This is a genomic window from Providencia rettgeri, assembly GCF_001874625.1.
In the GTDB taxonomy this organism is placed as follows: Bacteria; Pseudomonadota; Gammaproteobacteria; order Enterobacterales; family Enterobacteriaceae; genus Providencia; species Providencia huashanensis.
In genome coordinates, this window is record NZ_CP017671.1 from 246,817 (window position 1) to 269,391 (window position 22,575).

General features: G+C 42.3%; 22 protein-coding genes and 1 pseudogene. 7 read left to right on the top strand and 16 right to left on the bottom strand.

Annotated elements, in window-relative coordinates; all coding sequences use genetic code 11:
* Positions 1-91 precede the first annotated feature (91 nt).
* From pcaF to paaA, 10 genes are read right to left on the bottom strand one after another with little or no spacing between them, the layout of a single operon-like run.
* Positions 92-1,294: a 3-oxoadipyl-CoA thiolase gene (gene pcaF, locus RB151_RS01140; protein WP_048605485.1), complete on the bottom strand. Its 1,203-nt coding sequence runs from the start codon at positions 1,292-1,294 to the stop codon at positions 92-94.
* Positions 1,291-1,731 carry a hydroxyphenylacetyl-CoA thioesterase PaaI gene (paaI, locus tag RB151_RS01145; RefSeq protein ID WP_042843383.1) on the bottom strand — a complete coding sequence of 147 codons (441 nt, stop codon included), beginning with the start codon at positions 1,729-1,731 and terminating at the stop codon, positions 1,291-1,293. The genes pcaF and paaI overlap by 4 nt, the downstream gene beginning before the upstream one ends.
* On the bottom strand, positions 1,728-3,278 hold the full coding sequence (locus tag RB151_RS01150; RefSeq protein ID WP_071547598.1) for a 3-hydroxyacyl-CoA dehydrogenase: 1,551 nt from the start codon (positions 3,276-3,278) through the stop codon (positions 1,728-1,730). The genes paaI and RB151_RS01150 overlap by 4 nt, the downstream gene beginning before the upstream one ends.
* A gap of 2 nt (positions 3,279-3,280) precedes the next feature.
* On the bottom strand, positions 3,281-4,075 hold the full coding sequence (gene paaG, locus RB151_RS01155) for a 2-(1,2-epoxy-1,2-dihydrophenyl)acetyl-CoA isomerase PaaG (protein WP_042843386.1): 795 nt from the start codon (positions 4,073-4,075) through the stop codon (positions 3,281-3,283).
* A 2-nt stretch (positions 4,076-4,077) separates the two neighbouring features.
* Positions 4,078-4,851: a 2,3-dehydroadipyl-CoA hydratase PaaF gene (paaF, locus tag RB151_RS01160; protein ID WP_048605483.1), complete on the bottom strand. Its 774-nt coding sequence runs from the start codon at positions 4,849-4,851 to the stop codon at positions 4,078-4,080.
* A gap of 8 nt (positions 4,852-4,859) precedes the next feature.
* The gene (gene paaE / locus RB151_RS01165) at positions 4,860-5,918 is read right to left on the bottom strand and encodes a 1,2-phenylacetyl-CoA epoxidase subunit PaaE (protein WP_042843388.1); all 1,059 of its coding nucleotides are present in this window, start codon (positions 5,916-5,918) and stop codon (positions 4,860-4,862) included.
* A 10-nt stretch (positions 5,919-5,928) separates the two neighbouring features.
* Positions 5,929-6,438, bottom strand: a complete 510-nt coding sequence (gene paaD, locus RB151_RS01170) for a 1,2-phenylacetyl-CoA epoxidase subunit PaaD (RefSeq protein WP_042843389.1) — start codon at positions 6,436-6,438, stop codon at positions 5,929-5,931.
* Between the two features lie 4 nt (positions 6,439-6,442).
* Positions 6,443-7,201: a 1,2-phenylacetyl-CoA epoxidase subunit PaaC gene (gene paaC, locus RB151_RS01175; RefSeq protein ID WP_071547599.1), complete on the bottom strand. Its 759-nt coding sequence runs from the start codon at positions 7,199-7,201 to the stop codon at positions 6,443-6,445.
* A gap of 10 nt (positions 7,202-7,211) precedes the next feature.
* Positions 7,212-7,499: a 1,2-phenylacetyl-CoA epoxidase subunit PaaB gene (gene paaB, locus RB151_RS01180; protein WP_004262911.1), complete on the bottom strand. Its 288-nt coding sequence runs from the start codon at positions 7,497-7,499 to the stop codon at positions 7,212-7,214.
* A gap of 33 nt (positions 7,500-7,532) precedes the next feature.
* A complete protein-coding gene (gene paaA, locus RB151_RS01185) occupies positions 7,533-8,471 on the bottom strand; it encodes a 1,2-phenylacetyl-CoA epoxidase subunit PaaA (protein WP_042843391.1) in 939 nt (312 codons plus the stop codon).
* 323 nt (positions 8,472-8,794) lie between these two features.
* Between paaA and paaZ the strand changes: the two are divergent.
* Together paaZ and RB151_RS01195 are read left to right on the top strand one after the other, a co-directional pair.
* A pseudogene (paaZ, locus tag RB151_RS01190) lies at positions 8,795-10,860 on the top strand (phenylacetic acid degradation bifunctional protein PaaZ).
* A gap of 100 nt (positions 10,861-10,960) precedes the next feature.
* Entirely contained in the window at positions 10,961-11,722 is a 762-nt protein-coding gene (locus RB151_RS01195) for a class I SAM-dependent methyltransferase (RefSeq protein WP_048605480.1), read from the top strand.
* A gap of 4 nt (positions 11,723-11,726) precedes the next feature.
* On the opposite strand, the gene RB151_RS01200 is transcribed toward RB151_RS01195, so the two are convergent.
* The 3 genes from RB151_RS01200 to proP form a co-directional block, all read right to left on the bottom strand.
* Positions 11,727-12,038: a monooxygenase gene (locus tag RB151_RS01200; RefSeq protein ID WP_071547600.1), complete on the bottom strand. Its 312-nt coding sequence runs from the start codon at positions 12,036-12,038 to the stop codon at positions 11,727-11,729.
* A gap of 79 nt (positions 12,039-12,117) precedes the next feature.
* On the bottom strand, positions 12,118-13,560 hold the full coding sequence (gene phrB / locus RB151_RS01205) for a deoxyribodipyrimidine photo-lyase (protein WP_071547601.1): 1,443 nt from the start codon (positions 13,558-13,560) through the stop codon (positions 12,118-12,120).
* 78 nt (positions 13,561-13,638) lie between these two features.
* Entirely contained in the window at positions 13,639-15,141 is a 1,503-nt protein-coding gene (gene proP / locus RB151_RS01210) for a glycine betaine/L-proline transporter ProP (protein ID WP_071547602.1), read from the bottom strand.
* A 485-nt stretch (positions 15,142-15,626) separates the two neighbouring features.
* Here proP and RB151_RS01215 point away from each other — a divergent pair, with 485 nt between their 5' ends.
* The gene (locus RB151_RS01215; protein WP_145927294.1) at positions 15,627-16,211 is read left to right on the top strand and encodes a hypothetical protein; all 585 of its coding nucleotides are present in this window, start codon (positions 15,627-15,629) and stop codon (positions 16,209-16,211) included.
* A gap of 388 nt (positions 16,212-16,599) precedes the next feature.
* Positions 16,600-18,324, top strand: a complete 1,725-nt coding sequence (gene poxB / locus RB151_RS01220; RefSeq protein WP_042847788.1) for a ubiquinone-dependent pyruvate dehydrogenase — start codon at positions 16,600-16,602, stop codon at positions 18,322-18,324.
* Between the two features lie 166 nt (positions 18,325-18,490).
* On the opposite strand, the gene RB151_RS01225 is transcribed toward poxB, so the two are convergent.
* The 3 genes from RB151_RS01225 to RB151_RS01235 all read right to left on the bottom strand — a co-directional run bounded on the left by RB151_RS01225 (position 18,491) and on the right by RB151_RS01235 (position 20,970).
* Positions 18,491-19,447, bottom strand: a complete 957-nt coding sequence (locus RB151_RS01225) for a leucine-rich repeat domain-containing protein (RefSeq protein ID WP_071547604.1) — start codon at positions 19,445-19,447, stop codon at positions 18,491-18,493.
* A 133-nt stretch (positions 19,448-19,580) separates the two neighbouring features.
* A complete protein-coding gene (locus RB151_RS01230; RefSeq protein WP_071547605.1) occupies positions 19,581-19,976 on the bottom strand; it encodes a hypothetical protein in 396 nt (131 codons plus the stop codon).
* A gap of 94 nt (positions 19,977-20,070) precedes the next feature.
* Positions 20,071-20,970, bottom strand: coding sequence for a DNA-3-methyladenine glycosylase family protein (locus RB151_RS01235; RefSeq protein WP_071547606.1), 900 nt, complete (start codon positions 20,968-20,970; stop codon positions 20,071-20,073).
* Between the two features lie 150 nt (positions 20,971-21,120).
* Here RB151_RS01235 and RB151_RS01240 point away from each other — a divergent pair, with 150 nt between their 5' ends.
* The 3 genes from RB151_RS01240 to RB151_RS01250 are packed head-to-tail and all read left to right on the top strand — an operon-like array spanning position 21,121 to position 22,564.
* Positions 21,121-21,633: a DUF2569 domain-containing protein gene (locus tag RB151_RS01240; protein WP_048605477.1), complete on the top strand. Its 513-nt coding sequence runs from the start codon at positions 21,121-21,123 to the stop codon at positions 21,631-21,633.
* Positions 21,634-21,674: 41 nt separating this feature from the next.
* A complete protein-coding gene (locus RB151_RS01245) occupies positions 21,675-22,028 on the top strand; it encodes a DUF488 domain-containing protein (protein ID WP_042847782.1) in 354 nt (117 codons plus the stop codon).
* Positions 22,029-22,039: 11 nt separating this feature from the next.
* Positions 22,040-22,564: a DUF2569 family protein gene (locus RB151_RS01250; protein ID WP_080750921.1), complete on the top strand. Its 525-nt coding sequence runs from the start codon at positions 22,040-22,042 to the stop codon at positions 22,562-22,564.
* The last annotated feature ends 11 nt before the right edge of the window (positions 22,565-22,575 follow it).

The window sequence follows — 22,575 nt, forward strand, 5'->3', positions numbered from 1 at the left end:
TTATATTTACCAGTTCACATTGATGTTGTTTCTGGTTTTAGCCTGAGCAGGTGTAGGGTTCAGGCTGTTTTTATTGGTATTAAGACGTTGTTTAGACTCGTTCAATAACCATAGCTATCCCTTGACCAACACCAATGCACATGGTGCACAACCCGTAGCGACCTTGTTTGCGATGGAGTTCGTTGACAGCGGCAATGGCCAGCCTTGCACCACTCATACCTAATGGGTGACCCAAGGATATCGCCCCACCGTTGGGGTTAACATGTGGGGCATCGTCAGGTAAACCTAACCCCCTTAAGACAGCCAGTGCTTGTGCTGCAAAGGCTTCGTTTAATTCAATAACATCCATTTGCTCTATACTTAGACTGGCAACCTCTAGGGCTTTTAATGCAGCAGGAAGTGGGCCAATTCCCATCAACCTTGGTTCAACACCACAAGTCGCCGTCGCGATAACGCGTGCTCGTGGGGTAAGCCCTTGCTGCTTAGCAATGCTTTCGGATGCAATGATTAATGCAGCAGCACCATCATTGACCCCTGAAGCATTACCCGCGGTGACCGTTCCGTTTTCACGAAAAGGGGTTTTTAGTTTTTGTAGTTGTTCAAAAGTTGTTTCCGCACGAGGGTGCTCGTCTTCAGTGACAAGTAACTCATTTTTGCGTTGTTTAACGGTGACAGGGGTTATTTCTTGCGCAAAAAAACCTTTGATTCTTGCGGCTTCAGTACGTTGTTGGCTGCGCAGGGCGAAAGCATCTTGGTCCTCACGGCTGATCTGATATGTTTCAGCAACGTTTTCAGCTGTTTCTGGCATAGAGTCAGTTGAAAACTGTTGTTCCATTAACGGGTTAATAAACCGCCAGCCAATTGTCGTATCAAAGACTTGAGCTTGTCGTGAGAAAGCCGATTCGTGTTTTCCCATTACGAAAGGGGCGCGGCTCATTGACTCTACGCCACCTGCAATCATCAAACCAGACTCTCCCGCTTTGATACTTCTTGCCGCAAACGCAATAGCATCAAGGCCTGAACCACATAATCGGTTAATGGTGGTACCGGAAACAGAAACTGGTAAGCCCGACAGTAAACTGGCCATACGCGCGACATTGCGGTTATCTTCCCCTGCTTGGTTTGCGCAACCTAAAATAATGTCATCGACTAGTGACCAATCTAGCTGTGGGTGCCGCGCCATTAATGCTTTGAGAGGCACAGTGGCGAGGTCATCGGGGCGTAATGATGCAAGCGCACCACCATAGCGGCCAATAGGTGTGCGAACACCGTCGCAAATATAGGCGTCAATCATGATGGTTCTCCTACTAGACGGTGCCCCAGCCGATGTGAACGACCATGAAATAAGGCTAATGTTTTGCCGTCTTGGTTGACTATTTCAACTTCATATAGGCCATTTTGTTTACCTTGATGTTTCATTTGCGCTATTGCAGTGAGTAAATCACCTTCAAAACCGGGGCGAATGAAATCGATAGAGCACATAGAGGCAACAGCAGCGTGCCCTTGGCTGTTGCAGGCATAGGCGAAGGCGGTATCTGCAAGGCTAAAGAGTTGTCCCCCGTGACAGGTTTTATGGCCATTTAGCATTTGTGCTGTAATCGGCATTTTTAGTTGCGCAAAACCTTCCTCTACTTTTTCAATAGACATGCCCATAGCTTTTGCGCATGCGTCATCTTTGTACATCATGTGGGCTGATTGTTGAGCAAGGGTAACATTTGGTACGGAAATCATAGCAACTCCTTGAAAGATAAAGATTGATGGCCTACAGCTAACTGCCTTAATAATGGGTTGGGCCGATAGCGGCTATCCCCATAAAACTGTGTTAAGTGCTCAAGTACTGTTAATACTCGTTGCCAGCCAAGTTGCGCTCCCCAAGCTAAAGGGCCTTTGGGGTAATTCACACCAAAACGCATGGCGTTATCTGTATCCAGTGTGGTTGCTATCCCTTTATTGACGACATCCAGCGCTTCATTACATAACATCGCAACAGTTCTCATTGCTAAGAGTGCAGGGTAGTCAGGTAGTACAATCACGTTTTTCCCAAGCGATTGAAAAAATGCAATTGCTTGCTGGTTTTGTTGCACGTTATTTTGTGCAGCACAGCTGAGAGTGACTGCCGTTGCGGCAAGGTAATTAGCAGATAAATCAAATTGCACGACAGCTTGCCCCAACTTTTGCGCATGAGATGATGTTGATTCACCATTTGTTAACATAATAATAACGTCATTAACAATGAGTGTTGGGGATTGTTCTTGCTGTTGTGTTGATCCTTCGAGTGAGATCCCACTTTCAGATAAAAGCTGCACAAATTCAGGAAATATTTGCCAATTCCCACATACTTTGACCTGTTGTGGTTGGTCAAGAAGGGCTTTTGCTGCAAATAATGGCTTAGGTTGCGGTTTGTTATCATCGTAATGATAGAAACCTTGTTTTGATTTACGACCGAAATGCCCTGCCTGAACTAATTCTAACTGCATTAATGAGGTTTGAAATCGTGGGTCATAGCCGAAGGCTTTAAACACCGATTCAGTCACCGCATAGTTGATGTCATGGCCGATTAAGTCAGTAAGTTGTAATGGCCCCATGGCAAATCCACCTGCATCGCGTATTGCGCAATCTAACGTTGCGGGGCTGCCAATTTGCTCTTCAAGGGCTCGTAATGTTTCTGCGTAAAATGGTCTTGCCACTCGGTTAACAATAAAACCAGGGGTAGAACGGCAAATAACAGGGACTTTACCGAATGACTGGGTCAATATTTTTAATTGTGAAATAACGTGGTCTGATGTTTCTAACCCACGAACTACTTCGACTAACTTCATCACGGGGGCGGGGTTAAAAAAATGCAGCCCAGCAAGGCGTTCAGGGTGCTTTAATTGACTGGCAATGGCAGTAATTGAGAGCGATGAGGTATTACTTGCAAATATAGTTTTTTCGCTACAAATAGCTTCTAAATCGTTAAAAATAGCTTGTTTTATCTCTAATTTTTCTGCGATAGCTTCAATGACCAGTTGCGCATTCGCTAATTGAGATAAATTTTGCACCACAGTAATGTTTTCGATGATGCTTTCTGTCGCTTTGGCTTCAGCTTTCCCTTGGGTAACCCGTTTGCGTAAACGTTGGGTCATTGCTGATATTGATTGGGTTAATACCTGTTGGTTAACATCAAACAGTAAAACAGTTAAGCCTGCTGTAGCTGCCACTTGCGCAATACCAATGCCCATGGTGCCTGCGCCAATTACGGCTACAGTCTGGATGCGAGTATTCAAAGGTAATGTCATGGTTATCTCCCTTTGAATTGCGGTTCGCGTTTATTTAAAAAGGCACTGACCCCTTCGCGGTAGTCTTCACTACGCCCCCCTAAGCGTTGTAAATCACGCTCAAGGTCAAGTTGTTCATCAAGGGTATTGGTTGCCGCGGCGTAAATCGCTTTTTTGATTAACCCTAAACCGTAAGTCGGTTGAGTAGCTAAATGCATAGCCAACTGGTTTACGGTATCGGATAGCTCTTCGTTTTCCGTGACTTGCCAAATCATTCCCCACTGCAAGGCTTGCTCTGCACTAATTTTATCGCCTAATAATGCCATTCCCATGGCTCTTGCATGGCCTGCAAGTTGGGGCAAAAACCAGCTTCCACCAGAATCGGGAACTAGCCCCAAGCGACAGAATGATTGAATAAAACTCGCACTTTTTGCTGCAATTACGATATCCCCTGCAAGGGCAATGGCAGCGCCTGCGCCCGCAGCAACACCGTTAACGGCGCAGATGATTGGTTTTGGCAAAGAGGTTAAACGGCGGATTAACGGGTTATAGTAGGTTTCAACGGAGAAACCAAGGTCAGGCGTTTCGTTACCTACGCTGACGTTCCGGTCGTTAAGGTCTTGACCAGCACAAAACCCTCTACCAGCTCCGGTGATCACTAAACAACGTATCGTTTCATCTCGCTCCGCAAGCTTGATAGCATCACTAAGCTGACGATGCATTTCATCGTTAAAGCTATTAAGTCGATCGGGGCGGTTTAATGTAATAGTGAGGACCCCATTCTCTTGCGTTGCGAGGATCATCGCTTGGTTTGTCATAATTATTTCCCTGTAAACTGAGGTTTTCGTTTTTCAAAGAATGCATCGATCCCTTCGCGTCTATCTTCGGTGCCGGCTAAGGCGACAAAGTACTGACGCTCAAGTTGTAAACCTTCAGCCAAATGATTTTCTTGGGAATGAATTAGCGAAGCTTTTGCCGCCCGAACCGCTAAAGGTGCATGTATTGCAATGCGTTGCGCAATTTTCTGAGCTCGTTCAACAACTAATTCATCCACACAAATTTCGCTAATTAGCCCTGCCTGAAGAGCGTGTTTTGCATTGATAGGCTCCCCTGTGAGTACCATTTGCATGGCAAGAGACTTACCAACGGAGCGGATCAGCCGTTGTGTCCCTCCCGCACCGGGTATTAGACCGAGTGTTATTTCAGGCAATCCGAAACGTGCGGACTCCCCCGCAATAATGATGTCGCTAGCAAGCAGTAGTTCAAACCCAGCGCCTAAGGCGTAACCATTAGCAGCGGTAATGATAGGTTTTGATATCATTGAGAGCCGCTGCCATACTTGGGGGCGTCTATCAGTGATAGCGTTAGCAACGGTTTGTTGCTGTAATTCTTTAAGGTCAGCGCCAGCAGCAAAAAAACGTGAATTCCCAGTGATAACGATCGCGCCAATCTCATCATTGGCTGCTGCTTGCTCTAAGTTTTGCACTAAGAGTTCTAAACAATCGGTACTTAATGCATTGCGTACTTCTGGCCGATTGAGTGTCAGTGTCAGTACCCGGTTGTTTTGGTGAGATAAAATCCAAGGGTTTTCCATTGTGGCTCCTACACATCAAAATCCAGAACGACGCCATCTCCTTTAGGCCAAGACTGGCAGCTAAGAATATAACCATCAGAAATTTGGTCGGGCTCTAAGCTATAATTGACGCCCATTTCGACTTCTCCTGCACGCAATTTGCATTTACAAGTTGCGCAAACCCCACCTTTACAGGCATAGGGCAAGTCGGCTCCTTGGCGTAAAGCGGCATCAAGAATGCTGTCATCTTGGCTATCCATGCTGATGTTCATTGTGCGACCATCAAGGTGGATACTGACTTGACGAGTTTCGGTGGCGAGGGCGGAGGTCGGCTTGAATTTGATACCGGATGTATTAAAGCGCTCGGTATGAACAAACTCTTTCGGCATACCATAATTGATTAATGTGTCGTGTACTTCATCCATCATACTTTCTGGACCACAAATAAAAGCGCGGTCAAATTGTTGAAAGTTCAATAACGTTTTACCTAATGCATTGAGCTGCTGTTGGCTGATGCGTCCACTTAATAACTCGCTATCTTGTTGCTCTTGGCTAAATAGGTAAAGCACTTGAAAACGCTGTGCAAACCGGTTTTTGAGGTCTGCAATGCTTTCTTTAAACATCACCGAACGGCTATTGCGGTTACCATAAATCAACACAAAGTGACTTTTGGTTTCCGTCTGTAATGTGGCTTTAATAATCGAAAGTAGGGGGGTGATCCCTGAACCGGCAGCGATAGCAAGATAGTGCGCCTGAGTATTCGGCTCAGGTTGATAGCCAAATTGCCCTTGAGGGATCATCACCTCAAGGCTATCACCGACAGTTAGATGTTGGTTGATAAAATTGGAAAACCGACCTTCGTAGATCGCTTTAACGCCAATTTTCAGTGTGTTTTCATCGGGTGAGCTACAAATAGAATAACAACGGCGTAAATTTTCCCCCTGAATGGAGGCTTTTAAAGTCAGGTGTTGCCCTGGTCGATAATGATATTGCTCGCGTAACGCATCAGGAACACTGAATGTCACTGCGACAGCATCAGGGGTGTCACGTTCAATAGCGGCAATATTTAAACGATGGAATACAGTCATGAGGGTGCCCCTAAATACATTTAAAGTAATCAAACGGTTCTAAACATTCAGTGCAGCGATACAATGCTTTGCAGGCTGTTGAACCAAACTCACTAATTTTTTCTGTTTGTTGGCTATCACAGCGTGGACAACAGACAGCACCTTTGTGTTCAGGGTGTTCACAGGATGTTCCTTGCGGGGGTGCGATACCGAATTCCCGTAAGCGCCTTTTGGCGTCTTGGTTCATCCAGTCAGTTGTCCAAGCTGGGGTCAGCATCACTTCAATATCGATATTTTGGAACCCTGCTTTACCAAGAACCGTTTTGATTTCATTGATTAAAAATTCAGTTGCTGGGCAACCAGAATAGGTAGGTGTAAAAATAACTTTCCACCCTTGTTTGTTAGGTACCACATTGCGGATCATGCCAAGATCAGTAATAGAGAGTGCTGGCAGCTCAGGATCAGGAATTTGCTGAAGCTGTTGCCAGATCACATGAACTTGGGGGGATTGAAGCTGGTTAGGTTGCAGTCTCTGTTCCATCACGTCACCACTGGCTATTTGGGTAAGCACGTTGCATAAATTGCAGCTGTGTTAATAACAGGCCTAAGTGTTCAGTGTGGCTACCTTGCTTACCACCGATGCGATAGGCCTCTTTTTCAGGTATGTTGAGTGTCGCCTCGGCAAATGTTTCATTGACCGTATTTAGCCAAGTTTCTTTTAGGCTGCGTGGGTCAACGGCTATGCCCACCTCGCTGAGTGCAACTTCAATAGCGTCTGCATGGAAGAGTTCACCGGTAAAGCGCCATAATTCATCAACGGAGCGCTGAATTCTCCTGTGACTCTCTTCGCTACCATCCCCTAAGCGGATCATCCAATTACGGCTAAAACGTAAATGATAAAGGGCTTCTTTTAAGGATTTTTCAGCTATCGCTGAGAGTTGTTTATCGTGGCTATGAATCAGTGATTCATATAATGGAACGTGATAAGCATCTATAAAGAATTGGCGCACTAGGGTATCGGCAAAGTCATTATTCGGTTGTTCGACGAGTAATAGGTTGCTAAATTCCCTTTCATCACGCAAAAAAGCGAGGGTGTCCTCATCATATCCGGCCCCTTTTAATTGCGCTGCATAACTTAAAAAATGACGAGCTTGCCCCAATAAGTCTAAGCCGATATTAGACAGTGCAAGGTCAATTTCAATTTCAGGGGCATGGCCACACCATTCGCATAGGCGCTGTGCAAGAATTAATGGGGTATCACCGAGCCTTAATGTGTAGTGGTGGAGCTGTTGTTGTTGATCCATCGTAAGCTCCTTACATGTTTTTGATACCATCAGGGATGGTATAGAAAGTTGGGTGGCGATAGACTTTGGTATCTGCAGGGTCAAAAAATGTGCTCTTGTCTTCGGGCTGTGAGGCGATTAAATGTGCAGCTTTTACCACCCAAATCGAACAGCCCTCGCTGCGCCTTGTGTAGGCGTCGCGGGCATTTTCCAGCGCCATTTGGTCATCGGCCGCGTGTAAGCTACCAACGTGGCGATGAGCAAGCCCTTGTTTGCTACGGACAAAAACTTCATACAGTGGCCAATCTTGATTGCTCATGGGGTTTTCCTTTTCAGTCAGTGGTTAAATGAGTTAAGCGGCAGATTTAACGGCTTTTTGTTTGCGACTATGTGCCATTGCGCCTTCACGTACCCAAGCACCGTCTTCCCATCCTTTGCGTTTCGCACCAACACGTTCGTGATTACAAATGCCATTACCTTTAATGACTTGATAAAATTCTTCCCAGTCAATTTCGCCAAATCGGTAGTGACCAAGTTCTTCATCCCAAACCAAATCAGGGTCAGGAATAGTCATGCCGAGTGCTTCAACCTGCGGAACTGTGTTATCCACAAATTTTTGGCGTAATTCATCATTACTGAAGCGCTTGATTTTCCAAGCCATACTTTGTGCGCTATGCGGTGAGTCTGAATCATTTGGGCCAAACATGGTCAGTACAGGCCACCAAAAGCGGTTTATTGCATCTTGCAGCATTGCTTTTTGTTCTTCACTTCCTTGTGCAAGCGCCATAACTGCTTCATAACCTTGACGTTGATGGAAACTTTCTTCTTTACAGATTTTCACCATGGCGCGTGCATATGGCCCATATGATGCGCGGCACAGAGCCACTTGGTTTACAATGGCTGCCCCATCGACTAACCAACCAATTACACCAATGTCAGCCCAGCTTAATGTGGGGTAATTGAAAATGGAGGAATACTTCATTTTTTCATCAAGTAGTTTTTGGTAAATGTCTTGGCGAGAGCAACCGAGGGTTTCTGCTGCGCTATACAGATATAGACCATGCCCTGCTTCATCTTGAATTTTGGCCAGTAAGATAGCTTTGCGGCGCAGTGTTGGTGCGCGTGTTAACCAATTTGCTTCCGGTAACATGCCAATCACTTCCGAATGGGCATGTTGGCCTATTTGGCGGATAAGGTTCTGCCGATAAGCATCGGGCATCCAGTCCTTGGGCTCGATGGAAATATCGGCTTCGATTTTGGCTTCGAAGTTAGCCTGATTTTGCTCGCTCATTGATTTTTCCATTAAGTGATTCGAAAATTAAATGTAATTTTTGAATGATGAATCATATTTATTTAACATTAATGCTAGAAATGGTTAACAAAAAGGTCAATGTTTATTAACCTGCTTTTGCGATGCGCTTCACAATTAATAATTATTAAATCAATATAAACAGTTGGTTATATTCAGTATGTTTTATGTGGTTTTAATATGAAAGATGGTTTTTATGCGGAAATGTTTTTAATTTGTTAAATTTAAATTGGCATCTATGCTTATATTTATGATACATATTTGAAATCAAATATTATTTAGTGTTTTTATTTCTGGAGAGGAATATGTCACATTTAACAAGTTATATTATGGGGAAGTGGGTACAAGGTGAGGGGGAAGGGCGGAAAATTTACCATGCTCTGACGAATGAAACCTTATATACGGTAACGACCGAGGGGCTGCCATTAGCGGATAGCTTAGAATATGGTCGAAAAGTGGGTGGTGAAACCTTGTCTGCACTCACATTTCAGCAACGTGGTCAAATGCTCAAATCATTGGCGAAGTACCTGCTAGAACATAAAGCACACCTCTATGCTATTTCAGCACAAACCGGGGCGACGAAAGCGGATAGTTGGGTTGATATTGAAGGGGGGATTGCCACTTTATTCTCCTATTCAGGGTTAGCAAACCGTGAATTACCAGATGATACTATTTGGCCAGAAGATGAAATGATCCCGCTATCGAAACAAGGGCAATTTATTGGTCGTCATATTTTGACATCTCGTCGTGGGGTTGCTTTGCATATCAATGCGTTTAATTTCCCTTGCTGGGGGATGCTGGAAAAGCTGGCTCCAACGTGGTTGGCTGGTATGCCTGCGATTATCAAGCCTGCAACAGCATCCGCGCAGGTGACTCAAGCGATGGTGAAGCTAATGGTTGAGAGTGGTCTGGTTCCCGAAGGGGCGATCCAGTTGGTTTGTGGTGGTGTGGGTAATATGTTTGACTACCTTGATTTTGAAGATGTCGTGACATTTACCGGTTCTGCGGCGACAGGGCAGAAGCTAAAATCACATCCCACAATTATTGCGAAATCGGTTCCATTCACCATGGAGGCAGACTCACTAAACTGCGCGGTATTAGGGAATGACGTACATCCGGAACAACCTGAATTTGCTTTATTTATTAAGGAAGTAGTTCGTGAAATGACGGCAAAAGCAGGGCAGAAATGCACCGCTATTCGTCGGGTTATTGTGCCCAAAAATCAGCTTGAAAATGTCAAGCAAGCGCTACTTAAGCGTTTATCGAGCACGACGATGGGTGACCCTGCGGTTGAAGGGGTTCGTATGGGGGCATTGATTAACTTAGAACAGCGCCAAGATGTGCAAGACAAAGTCGACTATTTGCGTCAAAACGGCTGTGAAGTTTTGTGTGGTGGGCAGTTTAATCAACTGGATATTATGGGGGGAGACCCCAAGAATGGGGCATTTTATCCACCAACTTTACTCTATTGTGCGGAACCTTTTAAACACCATGCGGTACATGAAACCGAGGCTTTTGGGCCAGTCGCAACCTTAATGTGCTATGACAATGATGATATTCAGCAGGCTGTACAATTAGCCATTTTAGGGGGAGGAAGCTTAGCGGGGACATTAGTGACCGCAGACCCGCAAGTAGCTCAATCGGTAATCCGTATGAGCGCAAGGGCTCACGGCCGGATGCTGATTTTAAATGAAGCTTCAGCGTTGGAGTCAACAGGGCATGGTTCTCCACTCCCCTTATTGGTACATGGTGGGCCTGGGCGTGCGGGTGGTGGTGAGGAGCTTGGCGGGCTTCGGGCAGTGAAACACTATATGCAGCGTACAGCCATTCAGGGCAGCCCATCGATGTTAACTTCTATTACAAAACAATGGGTTAGGGGCGCAGATACCGTTACTGACGTAGTGCATCCATTCCGCAAACACTTTGAGGACCTCGTGATTGGCGATACGCTGCTAACAGCAAGACGCACAGTGACAGAAGCGGATATTACTCATTTTGCTTGCCTGAGTGGTGACCATTTCTATGTACACGTCGACAAAATTGGTGCGGCACAATCCTTATTTGGTGAACGCATCGCTCATGGGTATTTTGTTGTTTCGGCTGCGGCAGGGTTATTTGTAGATGCGGGTGTTGGGCCTGTCATCGCTAATTATGGAATGGAAAACCTACGTTTTATTGAACCTGTTAAAATTGGTGATACGATCCAAGTTCGCCTAACATGCAAGAAAAAGATTAAAAAGCGCAAAAACTTGCTGAAGATACACCAAATGGCGTGGTTGAATGGGATGTGCAAGTCTTTAATCAGGACAACACTGTGGTGGCGTTATACAGTATTTTAACCTTAGTGGAACGACGGGAAGGGGATTTTTAGTCATTACTTGTTGCCAAACTATTGGTTGAATAAATAGGTGCTTTTTCAATCATTTTCTGCTTTTATTGAGTTATTGTTAATTTGACCTAGGGAAAGTGAAATGAAAACGCACCACCAAGCGGTTTACCAACAATTTGACGAGCAGGCTAATTCGTATTTAACCAGCCAAGTTCATGCGCAGGGTGAAGACTTACAGATTTTACAGCAATTGCTGCAAGCGAGTCAGCAGGCACATGTGCTTGACCTAGGTTGTGGTGCGGGTCATGCCAGCTTTCATGCGGCTCAGTTAGTAAAGTCAGTGGTTGCCTATGACTTATCGGATTCGATGCTCAATGTGGTCGCTAAAAATGCACAGGAACGCGGGCTCAACAATATTACGACATGCAAAGGGACTGCGGAGTCATTACCATTTGAAGATAATTCGTTTGATATGGTGATTAGCCGTTATTCAGCGCACCATTGGCATGACGTAGAAAAAGCGCTGCGTGAGGTGCATCGTGTTTTACAGCCTGCAGGAAAAGGCATTTTTATTGATGTTGTTTCTCCGGGGCACCCGTTGTTAGACATTTATCTGCAAACGGTTGAAGTTCTCCGTGATACTTCACATATTCGAGATTATTCGGCGGGTGAATGGTCTGGTATGCTCAATAACGCAGGGTTGTTCGTCAGTGGGGTCAAAAGTTTTCGTTTGCCGCTGGAGTTTACCAGTTGGGTTGAGCGGATGCGAACTCCAGAGCTTTTGGTTAATGCGATCCGTCAATATCAAAAAACATTAAGTCATGAGGTAAAAAGCCATTTTGCGGTTCAGGAAGATGGCTCATTTACCTCAGATGTGATGCTATTCGAATTTCAGCGCCAGTAAATAATTACTCGCTTATAAACTGTGCTTGGTTCAATTGGCTAAGCGCAGTATTTACTGCAAAAATTTCACCACGAACTTCAGGAATACCAAATGATTTCAAGCGTGTGCTGTGTTTTTGTAGGTAAGCTTTGGCATCAGCCTCAGAAGTAAACAGATAAACCCCACCGGCTTGTTGGGTTTGCTGGTTTTCTGTCCAAATTTTCCATACAAAGCCAGGTTCTTGGTTAATCGAATTGGCTAATTCATCCATTGCTATGGTCATTTCTGCGCCCCAAGGCCCTTGGTAGGGGAAATCAACTTGTAAGATAACGTTCATATATACTCCTTATTGTTAGCGCCGTATGATATCCCCTAACGCAAATAATAACTTTGCGATTTATCGTATTTTAAACAGCCTACTGTTTTAGACTATTACGTTTCCCTGCTTCAAAAGCTTCTAAAGTGGCTAAACGGGCTTGCTTATGGTCAACAATCGGTTCTGGGTAATCGAGAGGTGTATTGTTGATTAGAGACCATTCATGGGGGGTATGAATATATTTATCGGGTACGTTATTTAGCTCTGGCAGCCAGCGGCGTATAAATTTCCCTTGGGCATCGAACTTTTTCCCTTGGGTTGTTGGGTTGAAAATACGAAACCACGGGCAAGCGTCGACCCCCGTTGATGCAGACCACTGCCAACCACCATTATTTGCGGCTAGGCTGCCATCAATCAGTTGGCTGATGAAATATTTTTCACCTTTGCGCCAGTCGATAAGCAAATCCTTTACTAAGAAGCTTGCGACAATCATACGCAAGCGATTATGCATCCAACCAGTTTCATTAAGTTGTCGCATGGCGGCGTCAACAATAGGATAACCTGTTTTTCCGGTTTTCCATGCGTCGAAATCAGTTGATGAATTATTCCAATGAATATGTTGAGTCCATTGAATAAATGGCTGATAGCGACAAAGATGTGGAAATGCGACGAGTAAATGGCTATAAAATTCACGCCAGAACAATTCATTTAACCAAGTGAATGCACCGCTATCAGGGTAATCTAAAACATCTGGGTTTTCTGCTTGTAACCGGTTAAAACACTGCCGAGGTGACAGTACACCAATGGCAAGATATGGCGATAATTGGCTGGTCCCGTGAATAGAGGGGATATCTCTATCTTGCTGGTAGCGTGTGACGTGTTGAGTACAGAACTGTCTTAGTTGTTTTAAGGCGGCTTGTTCACCAATAGGGAATTGCTGGGAAACCGCTATGTGCTCATGTGGGAATAAAGGGGCGGTTTCTTTGATATTTAAAGAGTCGGCTCTTTTGTTTGGTACACGCAATGAACGGCAGTCTGTGGTGGTTAATTGGGTGAGAAAGGCACGACGAAAAGGGGTATACACTTGGTACATTTCCCCCTTTTGGTTGGTCACAGAACCCGGCGGCAATAACAAAAAATCATCAAAAGCATGAATATGCACTCCATGAGCATTTTTTACCAGCCAGTCATCCCTTTGTTTTTCATTCCATTCATATTGGCGATTAAAGAACAAGGCATCAGCTTGCTGAGTTTTAGCATAGTTTAATACCCACTCGGCCGCATCCATAAAATTCGCCACCGTTTGGCAAACTAATGGGATACCTAATTTGGCAAGAGAACGTTGTAATTCAATGAGATGCTGGTGGATAAACGAAATTTGCCTTGGCGATACATCGTGTTGTTGCCATTGTTCCGGCGTGGCAGTGAAGAGGGCGATAACATTGGCTTGGGGGTCCGCACAAGCAGAGGATAGTGCTTTGTTATCAGTGACCCGTAAATCATTGCGGAACCAGATAAGATGACAAACTTGTTTGGCTGCCATCGCCTCCCTCCTTGGGATATTCAGTTTTATTCGTTGTGTTTAAAAAGCAGAAGGGCCATATTTCAGGCCCTACAGTGTTTAATCTAATTTAGGGTGCTGGTTGATTAAAGATTGGCGTTTTTTCTCAAGCTCAGCAATTTCTTGATCAATATCTTCAACTCTTTGCTCAATATTGTCAAAGTGCTCACTTAAAATTTCTTTTGCTTCTGCTTTATCTGATGCCGCAGGTGTTGCCCCTCGCAATGGTTTATTGGCTGTTTCTGGCATTCGAATACCGGTGTATAAGCCAATTAGTGCGATTACAATCAGGTAATAAGCAGGCATATACAAGTCGGTAGTTGATTCAACTAACCAAGCCGCAACGGTTGGAGTGGCACCCGCAATTAACACGGAAATATTAAATGCGATGGCAAGGGCACTGTAACGAATATTCGTTGGGAAAATCGCCGGTAAAATTGATGCCATAACCCCAGTAAAACAGTTCAGTAAAACAGCTAGAATTAATAAGCCAAGGAAAATTAAGCCAACTGAACCGCTATTTATTAACATAAACGCTGGATAGGCTAAAAGAATTAACCCTACGCTACCAGTGATAACAAATGGGCGGCGGCCAATTTTATCACTGGTTAAACCGATAATCGGTTGAACAAATAGCATACCAATCATAATTGCAATGATGATGAGTACACCATGGTCAGTCGAGTAATTTAAGTTATGTGATAAATAACTTGGCATGTAGGTAAGCAACATATAATAAGTTACATTAGTTGCTATCACTAATCCAACACAAATAAGTAAGCTTTTCCAGTACTTAGATGCAACTTCACGCACGGAGACTTTTGGTGGATCTTGAATATTAGCTTTATCTTGTTGCTCTAATGATTCGATATGTTGTTGGAATGCAGGCGTTTCCTCAAGGGAATGGCGCAGATAAAGGCCGATGATCCCTAATGGTAATGCTAAGAAGAATGGAATTCTCCACCCCCAATCATGGAAGTTAGCCTCACCAACGATACTGGAAATAAGCACCACAACACCGGCACCCAATACGAAGCCAGCAATAGAACCGAAATCTAACCAGCTTCCCATAAACCCACGTTTACGGTCGGGTGAGTATTCAGCAACAAATATAGCGGCCCCGGAGTATTCGCCACCCACAGAGAAACCTTGAGCTAATTTAGCAATTAATAGCAGTATGGGTGCCCAGATACCAATCGTTTCATAAGCGGGAATTAAACCAATACAGAAGGTACTTACAGCCATAATAATAATGGTCATTGAAAGCACTTTCTGACGACCGTATTTGTCGCCAAGTATCCCGAATACGACCCCACCTAAAGGCCTAACTAAGAAAGGTACTGAGAAAGTCGCTAATGCTGCAATCATCTGAACGCTCGGTGATGCGTCCGGAAAGAAAACCTTACCTAAGACATAGGCTAAGAAGCCGTAAACACCAAAGTCAAACCATTCCATCGCATTACCCAGCGAAGCGGCGGTAATTGCTTTTTTAAGTTTCCCGTCATCAATTATTGTAATATCACTAATATTTAACGGTTTTTCTTTTTTCTTCTTGAATTTCATGAAACCATCCTCTTATTTGAATGTGAACAACCAAAACAACTGCATTTAAGATGTGGGTTTTCATATCTGAATAAAATGCAAAACCTTATTATTTAGAATAGTCGTTGTTTAAGTAATAGATAAGTTTTTAATATTTTAATGTAGCGCTGAATAACAGGCCTAAAGCAGGGAATTTGTGGGTAGAGTAATGAGAGAGTTTGTCCTGTAAATACAGCAAGAAGATCACCTTAAGTTATAAAATCCGAGGGTAATATTACATTAATATCGCTTAAATGTAAAATATAGGTATTTTATGCTAGTTACTAAGGGGAAGCTAAGCGCTAATTTCATAAAGTGTATTTTATGATTGTTACTGTTGTATTGTCATAGTTTACTGGCTAAATAGCCTCTTGGTGATACTATTAAAACCATATTAATCAACGTGTTGTATTTTAAAATAAGAAAAGCCGTCTATGATAAATATTAGTGCATCATAGGAGGGCATCATGAATTGTACAATAAGAATTTCAGCAATTAATATCTATCGACCATTCTTGATAAGTAAAAATAATTGCACTGTAGAGGAATGCCTGAGTGCAAGAAGAGACAATCAGAGACGGATAAATCTTCATTCAAAGAAATCTCACATTATGTTTTCATCAAATAAAAACGCGTTAACGATGTTAATTAATGCGGCAAAACCAATTATCAAGGATGATGATATTGATGTTCTTATCCTTGCCTCTACAATGATTAAGCCTTTTTCATCGACTCAAGCAACTGTCATTCATAATAAATTGAATATTAAAAATAATTGTTTATGTATTGATGTGAATACATATTGCTTAGAAATACAAGGAGTTATTGAGCAAGCGACAATGCTACTTAAGTCAAAATCCGCTTATCGTAAAGCGCTTGTTGTTTTTTCTGACCACCTTTCATCACCTGTAAACTCCAATAAATTATTAGGTTCAAAATTATTCAGAAATACAGCTACAGCTATTATTTTAGAAAAAATAGAGGGTCGTTTAAGCGTAAGCCTAGCGGATAAATGGCACTATTTTGATCAGAATCATTATTTTCACGGGTAAGTTTCGGTGGCTAATATTAAATAATTGAATCATTATTTTATTGTTGATAGTCATATATAGATGGGTAGCAAAAAAGCAAATAATACTCTCTAAGAATTATTTATTTGAAAGTGTATTGTAACCCTTCGCTAATTAATTTGTGCTGTCAGTACCTTCTTCTTTTGATAATAACGGTGGATTATGTTGTTCTTTTTTATAATCAGCTAGACAAGTAGGAATGCAGAATTGACTTAGTTACAATCAATTAAATAGTCAGTCATTTGTATGCTTAGTTATAAACGAGAGTGGCAGAATATAAAGAAGGACTTTGTTGCTTACCTCAATAATATGCAGTTTATTTTAGGAAAAAATATGCTGTGTATAACATGCGATTTAAAAGAGTGCCGATATGAAAAAACAGAGTGTTGCATCCTATATTGCAAAAGTACTTGATAATGCAGGTGTTAAACGTATTTGGGGCGTTACTGGAGACTCATTGAATGGCTTAACCGATAGCTTACGCCGTCAAGGTGCTATCGAATGGTTAGGAACCCGCCATGAAGAGGTTGCTGCTTTTGCCGCTGGGGCAGAGGCCCAGTTGACAGGAAACTTGGCAGTGTGTGCAGGTTCCTGTGGACCAGGTAACATGCACCTTATCAATGGGTTGTATGACTGTCATCGTAATCGAGTGCCAGTATTGGCGATTGCAGCGCATATTCCATCAAGTGAAATCGGCAGTAATTATTTCCAAGAAACGCATCCTACAGAACTGTTCCGCGAATGTAGCCACTACTGTGAAATGGTGTCTAATCCAGAACAAATTCCACAGGTTTTAGGGATTGCCCTGCGTAAAGCGATTTTGAATAAAGGGGTGTCTGTTGTTGTGATACCCGGTGATGTAGCATTAAAAGATGCACCTGAAACCGCAAAAGAAACATGGTATCAGCCTCAAGCTCCGTTAATCATGCCTCAGCGTAGTGAAATTGAAAAATTAGCTCAGGTACTTAATCAATCTAAGAATGTGACCCTGTTTTGTGGGAATGGTTGCGCGGGTGCTCATGATGAAGTGGTTAAGTTAGCTGAAACACTGAAAGCTCCTGTTGTACATGCTTTACGAGGTAAAGAACATATTGAATGGAATAACCCGTATAGCGTTGGTATGACTGGGTTAATTGGCTTTTCATCAGGTTACCACGCCATGATGAATGCGGATACTGTTGTATTATTAGGAACTCAATTCCCTTACCGTCCTTTCTACCCCAATGAAGCAAAAATCATTCAAATTGATATTAATGCAGGTAGCTTAGGGTCACACTGCCATATTGATATGGGGTTAATTGGTGATATTAAAGCGACACTTGATGCGTTACAGCCTCATTTACAGACCAAGCAGGAAACAAAACACCTCGACGGTGCTTTAAAACATTATGCAGAGGCACGTAAAGGGTTGGATGACCTTGCTAAACCGGGGCATGAGGGGTTGATCCACCCACAATATTTGGCAACAAAAATCAGTGAGCTTGCTGCGGAAGATGCTATTTTCACTTGTGATGTTGGCACTCCAACCGTTTGGGCTGCGCGTTATTTGAAAATGAATGGCAAGCGTCGTCTTATCGGCTCATTTAACCATGGTTCAATGGCGAATGCGATGCCACAGGCTATTGGTGCACAGGCGGTTGATAAGAAACGCCAAGTCGTTGCGATGTGTGGCGATGGTGGTTTTAGTATGTTAATGGGGGACTTTATTTCCCTTTCACAAATGCAACTGCCAGTGAAGATTATTATCCATAATAATGGGGTGCTTGGGTTTGTCGCGATGGAGATGAAGGTTGCAGGTTTCTTAACCGCAGGGACTGATCTACACAACCCTAATTTTGCCGCTATTGCCAATGCTGCCGGTATCAAAGGGATCCGTGTTGAAAAAAGCGAAGACCTAGAGGGAGCCTTGAAAGACGCATTTGCTCATGATGGTCCGGTGGTAGTTGATGTACTGACTGCTAAGCAGGAACTGTCAATGCCGCCAGAAATTGAAGCTCAAGAAGCAAAAGGTTTTAGTTTGTATATGTTAAAAGCGATTATGACTGGTCGTGGTGACGAAGTTGTACAATTAGTGAAAACTAACTGGTTACGCTAAAACGTTATTGTTAGTCATCAGAAGCCCAATTCGCCTGAGTTGGGCTTCTGTGTTTGTGGCACCGTGACTGTTTACGAGTCAGTCAGAGTAACGTGGCTTTAGGATTAAATTTCCCCTTCAGATATCGACTTTATAGCTCAGTAAATCTGTTGTTTCTGGTACTGCGTTATAAATCAGAATCTAAACCAGCAGGAATGATAGGGCTGTTAACTAATGGGTTATGGGATGCATACAGTTCCCTTAGGGTAGGGGGTAGATAGGGAAGCTGAGTAAACTGGTTATGAGAAATATCTAAGGTTATTAGCGGTGTTTGGCTTGTTTGTAGGTAAGTCAGCTGATTATTCGATACGTTTAAATCAGATAAAGCGTATGGCAGCATTGGCATGTTGGTTAATTGATTATTATTGGCCTGTAAGCTAACCATATAAAGTGGAAGTCTTGGTAAGTTGGTTAACTGGTTATTAGCGATATTTAATCGTTCTAAATCTTCAGGAAGACTCGACAAACTCGTTAGCTGGTTATGAGAAAGATTTAATGTTATTAGTGAGTCTGAAAATATGGGCAGGGAGGTTAACTGATTATTAGCCACATTAAGCGAACGCAAATTAGGCGGTAGAAAAGTGGGTAAACTACTAATATTCTGGTTTGATAAATCAATATTATCGCTATTTTGCGCAAAACATCGTCGTATTATATCGGCAGCCTCATTTCGGTTCTCTCCTATCGGCGCGTTATTTACCCAGCTATTTAAAGCAAAATTAAGATGTTCAGCATGATAATCGCGTTCAATTAATGGTATATCCATGCACATGGAACCATTTTGACGAAAAGTATCTATGGTGCAGGTAACGGTATTTGTTCCTGAATAATAGCCAATTCTAAAATTACTTTGGGTACTGGGTGAAGCTAATGATTGTAATGTCAAAAAAATTGCTAGTTGCTCATTCGGTTGTAACCTAGCATTCGAAAAAAGATTATTAAAGTGTTCATTTGCTCGTTCATGAGTTTCTGGTGGAAAACATTCTTCTATCGCTTGCCATAGAGTATTTAATTGGAATGTACCTATATGATTGTTAATACTATTAATTTGGTTGTTATTATGACCAATGCTAAAATTATTCAATGTTACCCCCTTATAAATACTGGTTATTTCTGGGCGATATAAATATAAAGTTATAAGAAATCAAATCAGGGGATGACCTTAAATTTAAAGCGGTATGGCCTTCCAAGAAAAATATTTAATAAGTGAAAAGGAATTACCTTCTTGCTGTAAAGTCTGCCAAACTCCCCAAATATTCAGGTTCACTTAATGGTATGAGGACAGACTCAGCTAGACCATGAGTGGCGTTTATTATAGTGCACTCAGCGGCCTCCATTCCCCTTACATATTCTGTCGTAAAATTGTTTTGATGCCCTTGTGAAGCTAATGATTTTAATGTCAAAAAGCTTTCAAGTTGCTCAGGCGGTGTGACTAATAGATCAACATGATAAAAATCATTAAGGCATTCATATGCAAGGGGTTCTAATTTGGGAGAGAACCATTCTCTTATATGGCCCCATATTTCGTCGGCTTCGTTAGGTAGTTCATCGTCAAAAAGCCTGTCACCTTGAACATGATGTAAATGGTTTGCACCCACATTGAAATTATCCATAATTATTACCTGATAAAATTTAAGCGATTCAGATAATAAAACATAAGGCCAAAATGAATTAAATCAGGTCATCACCTTAACTTTTAGCTGAGGGTTAATAACCCGCAGCAGATTGACTACGCCACAAATGGGCGGCAACAAGGGCTCGCCAAGGAGAAAACTGTGTTAGCCATTTTTCTGTTTCCTTAGCCGTTGGTGGCTCTTGTTTAGTCAGCAACGTTTGCAAATTACGCCTGACCGCAACATCGCCATGTAAAGAGCCATTTAAGTAATTAAATCCACGAAGGAGTGCATAGCTAACCGTCCAAGGACCAATACCTTTAATTTGTAATAGTTGTTCAGTGATGAAATTTACGTTCTCATGGTTTATTTGCTGTGATAAGTCAATTTGTTGGTTCTCTATTGCGTCACAAAGCGCTCTCAGAGCAACGACTTTACCAATTGAAAACCCTGCTTGGCGAAGGGTATCGTCACTAACTTGAGAAACTTGCAGTACATCCGGAAAACACCAAATTCCTGAGGTATGTTGAAGCCCAACTGCTTGGATAAATCTTCGGCGAATTGCAATTGCAGCATGAACACTGATTTGTTGACCAATAATAGCCCAAACTAAGGCTTCAAAGGCATTAGCTGATTGATAAATTCTTAATCCCTGTTGTTTTTTAATCAGTTTCCCAATTATTGGGTCTGTCATGTATTGCGCTTCAAACTGTTCAACTGGTTGGTTTAATCCTAATAAATGTTTTGCGAGAGAATGAAGCTCAGACTCTTGAGGTATAACGGTTGGTGAGTCAATTTCCAGTGATAGCGTTGCTTGCTGATTTTTAATCATTAAATTTAATTTTGCAGCTTGTTGTTGCCAGATTAATCCTTTGTGCAAGGTATTTCCTTCAACAATTTCTGCGACATTTTGTTGGTCTCTAAGATGAAAGGCGAAGAAATCACTAGAAAGATAATGTGAGGGTAGGGGGAGTTTAACTAAAAATGTTTTCATTATTAAGACCTTATAGGATTTTTCTTTATTCACTATATATTGTGATTAAGCGCATTTAGTTACTCATTTTTTATTAATTAAATATGCTATCTTACTTAAGTCTATTATTTTTGTAATGACATGATGGTTATCTCTAATAAGGACGTGTAGATGAAAATTGAAAATGGGAGTTTACCAGATAGTACTTCGACACCACCGCCAAAACCTACCCCTGAACTAAAAGGGATTGGTGGGTGGCTAATTTTGCCTATGTTAGGGATCGTGCTGTCTCTTATTGTGCTCCCTTTTGTAATTTATAGCCAAAATGCCCAAGTGATCGAATATTGGCATGAACTAACTAACCCACAATCCGATTCATTTATTCCGTTATTTAAAGAGCTGATTTACTTCGAAGTGCTAGGTAACGTTATTTTATATGCTGTCTTACTTTTTCTTTGCTATGTCTTTTTTACTAAGAAAATGTTGACGATTAAAGTGTATATTTTTTTCCAGCTTTTTTCCTTAGCTTTGACCATCACAGATATTCTATTAGCGAGTAGTTTGTTAGGTATAGCGGTGGATGCCTCAGATATTAAGGATATATTCAGAGGTTTAATTGGTTGCGCTATTTGGATACCCTATTTCTTAGTATCAAGACGCGTTAAAAATACGTTTGTGAACTAGTTTGTGTTGTTTCAACGATAATTTATTAAGCAGGAGGCATGATGATTAAGTGTAAAAGAGTCTATGACCCTGTTGCAGATGACGATGGTTACCGGGTACTCGTTGACCGGCTATGGCCAAGGGGGATCAAAAAAACCGACTTACAGCATGATGAATGGAATAAAGATGTCGCACCAACAAATGAATTGCGAAAATGGTTTCATCAACACACTGATCAATTTGTACAATTTACCGAGCACTACCTGCAAGAATTAAACCATACAACGGCATGGCAGCCGTTAGTTTCACAAGCAAAGCAGGGGAGTTTAACGTTATTATACAGTGCAAAAGACACGCAACATAATCAGGCTATTATACTCAAAGCATTTATTGAACAAAAAATGCAAAACTCATAAAGGTTATCGGAATGGATACGCACCAATCAACCACTCAAATAGGGCAGCCAATAGTACAAGGTGTTTCTCAGACGGTTGCGAAAAAACCACTACAAGGGGTCAGTGGATGGTTGATTTTACCCGTTATAGGGTTATTTTACATGTTATACAAAACGGTCATGATGTTATTGTTAGATATTGCACAAGTAAAAACCGTTTGGCCATTAGCGACACAAGCTGATTCTGACTTTTACGTTGCTGGTTTTTCGACAGGGTTTTACCTGTTACAAACAGGCTATGGGGTTTTGATAGCCTTATTTCTGTGGACATTTATTGCTGCAGCAAAATGGAAAAAAAGCGCGAAATGGTTATTTATCATTACCATGTTACTGTATACCGTGATGATTATTGTGGCTCGCTTTGTTTTCCCCTATACATTCGGTATTGAAGTTAATTATTCGAATGTGATTACAGCGATTAATGGGAGTTTCTACTGCGCCTTATGGGTCCCCTATTTTTTGGTGTCTAGCCGAGTAAAAAACACCTTTATTCGTTAAAAATTGGCCAC

Coding starts and splice junctions, on each gene's coding strand:
- RB151_RS01235 (WP_071547606.1), bottom strand. CDS start 20,970: ATGAAAACATTTTTAGTTAAACTCCCCCTACCCTCACATTATCTTTCT.
- poxB (WP_042847788.1), top strand. CDS start 16,600: ATGAAAAAACAGAGTGTTGCATCCTATATTGCAAAAGTACTTGATAAT.
- RB151_RS01195 (WP_048605480.1), top strand. CDS start 10,961: ATGAAAACGCACCACCAAGCGGTTTACCAACAATTTGACGAGCAGGCT.
- RB151_RS01150 (WP_071547598.1), bottom strand. CDS start 3,278: ATGACATTACCTTTGAATACTCGCATCCAGACTGTAGCCGTAATTGGC.
- proP (WP_071547602.1), bottom strand. CDS start 15,141: ATGAAATTCAAGAAGAAAAAAGAAAAACCGTTAAATATTAGTGATATT.
- RB151_RS01200 (WP_071547600.1), bottom strand. CDS start 12,038: ATGAACGTTATCTTACAAGTTGATTTCCCCTACCAAGGGCCTTGGGGC.
- paaE (WP_042843388.1), bottom strand. CDS start 5,918: ATGACTGTATTCCATCGTTTAAATATTGCCGCTATTGAACGTGACACC.
- RB151_RS01230 (WP_071547605.1), bottom strand. CDS start 19,976: ATGGATAATTTCAATGTGGGTGCAAACCATTTACATCATGTTCAAGGT.
- paaF (WP_048605483.1), bottom strand. CDS start 4,851: ATGGAAAACCCTTGGATTTTATCTCACCAAAACAACCGGGTACTGACA.
- paaG (WP_042843386.1), bottom strand. CDS start 4,075: ATGACAAACCAAGCGATGATCCTCGCAACGCAAGAGAATGGGGTCCTC.
- paaB (WP_004262911.1), bottom strand. CDS start 7,499: ATGAGCAATCAAGATTGGCCACTGTATGAAGTTTTTGTCCGTAGCAAA.
- phrB (WP_071547601.1), bottom strand. CDS start 13,560: ATGGCAGCCAAACAAGTTTGTCATCTTATCTGGTTCCGCAATGATTTA.
- paaI (WP_042843383.1), bottom strand. CDS start 1,731: ATGATTTCCGTACCAAATGTTACCCTTGCTCAACAATCAGCCCACATG.
- RB151_RS01250 (WP_080750921.1), top strand. CDS start 22,040: ATGGATACGCACCAATCAACCACTCAAATAGGGCAGCCAATAGTACAA.
- RB151_RS01240 (WP_048605477.1), top strand. CDS start 21,121: ATGAAAATTGAAAATGGGAGTTTACCAGATAGTACTTCGACACCACCG.
- RB151_RS01245 (WP_042847782.1), top strand. CDS start 21,675: ATGATTAAGTGTAAAAGAGTCTATGACCCTGTTGCAGATGACGATGGT.
- paaA (WP_042843391.1), bottom strand. CDS start 8,471: ATGAGCGAGCAAAATCAGGCTAACTTCGAAGCCAAAATCGAAGCCGAT.
- RB151_RS01215 (WP_145927294.1), top strand. CDS start 15,627: ATGAATTGTACAATAAGAATTTCAGCAATTAATATCTATCGACCATTC.
- paaC (WP_071547599.1), bottom strand. CDS start 7,201: ATGGATCAACAACAACAGCTCCACCACTACACATTAAGGCTCGGTGAT.
- paaD (WP_042843389.1), bottom strand. CDS start 6,438: ATGGAACAGAGACTGCAACCTAACCAGCTTCAATCCCCCCAAGTTCAT.
- pcaF (WP_048605485.1), bottom strand. CDS start 1,294: ATGATTGACGCCTATATTTGCGACGGTGTTCGCACACCTATTGGCCGC.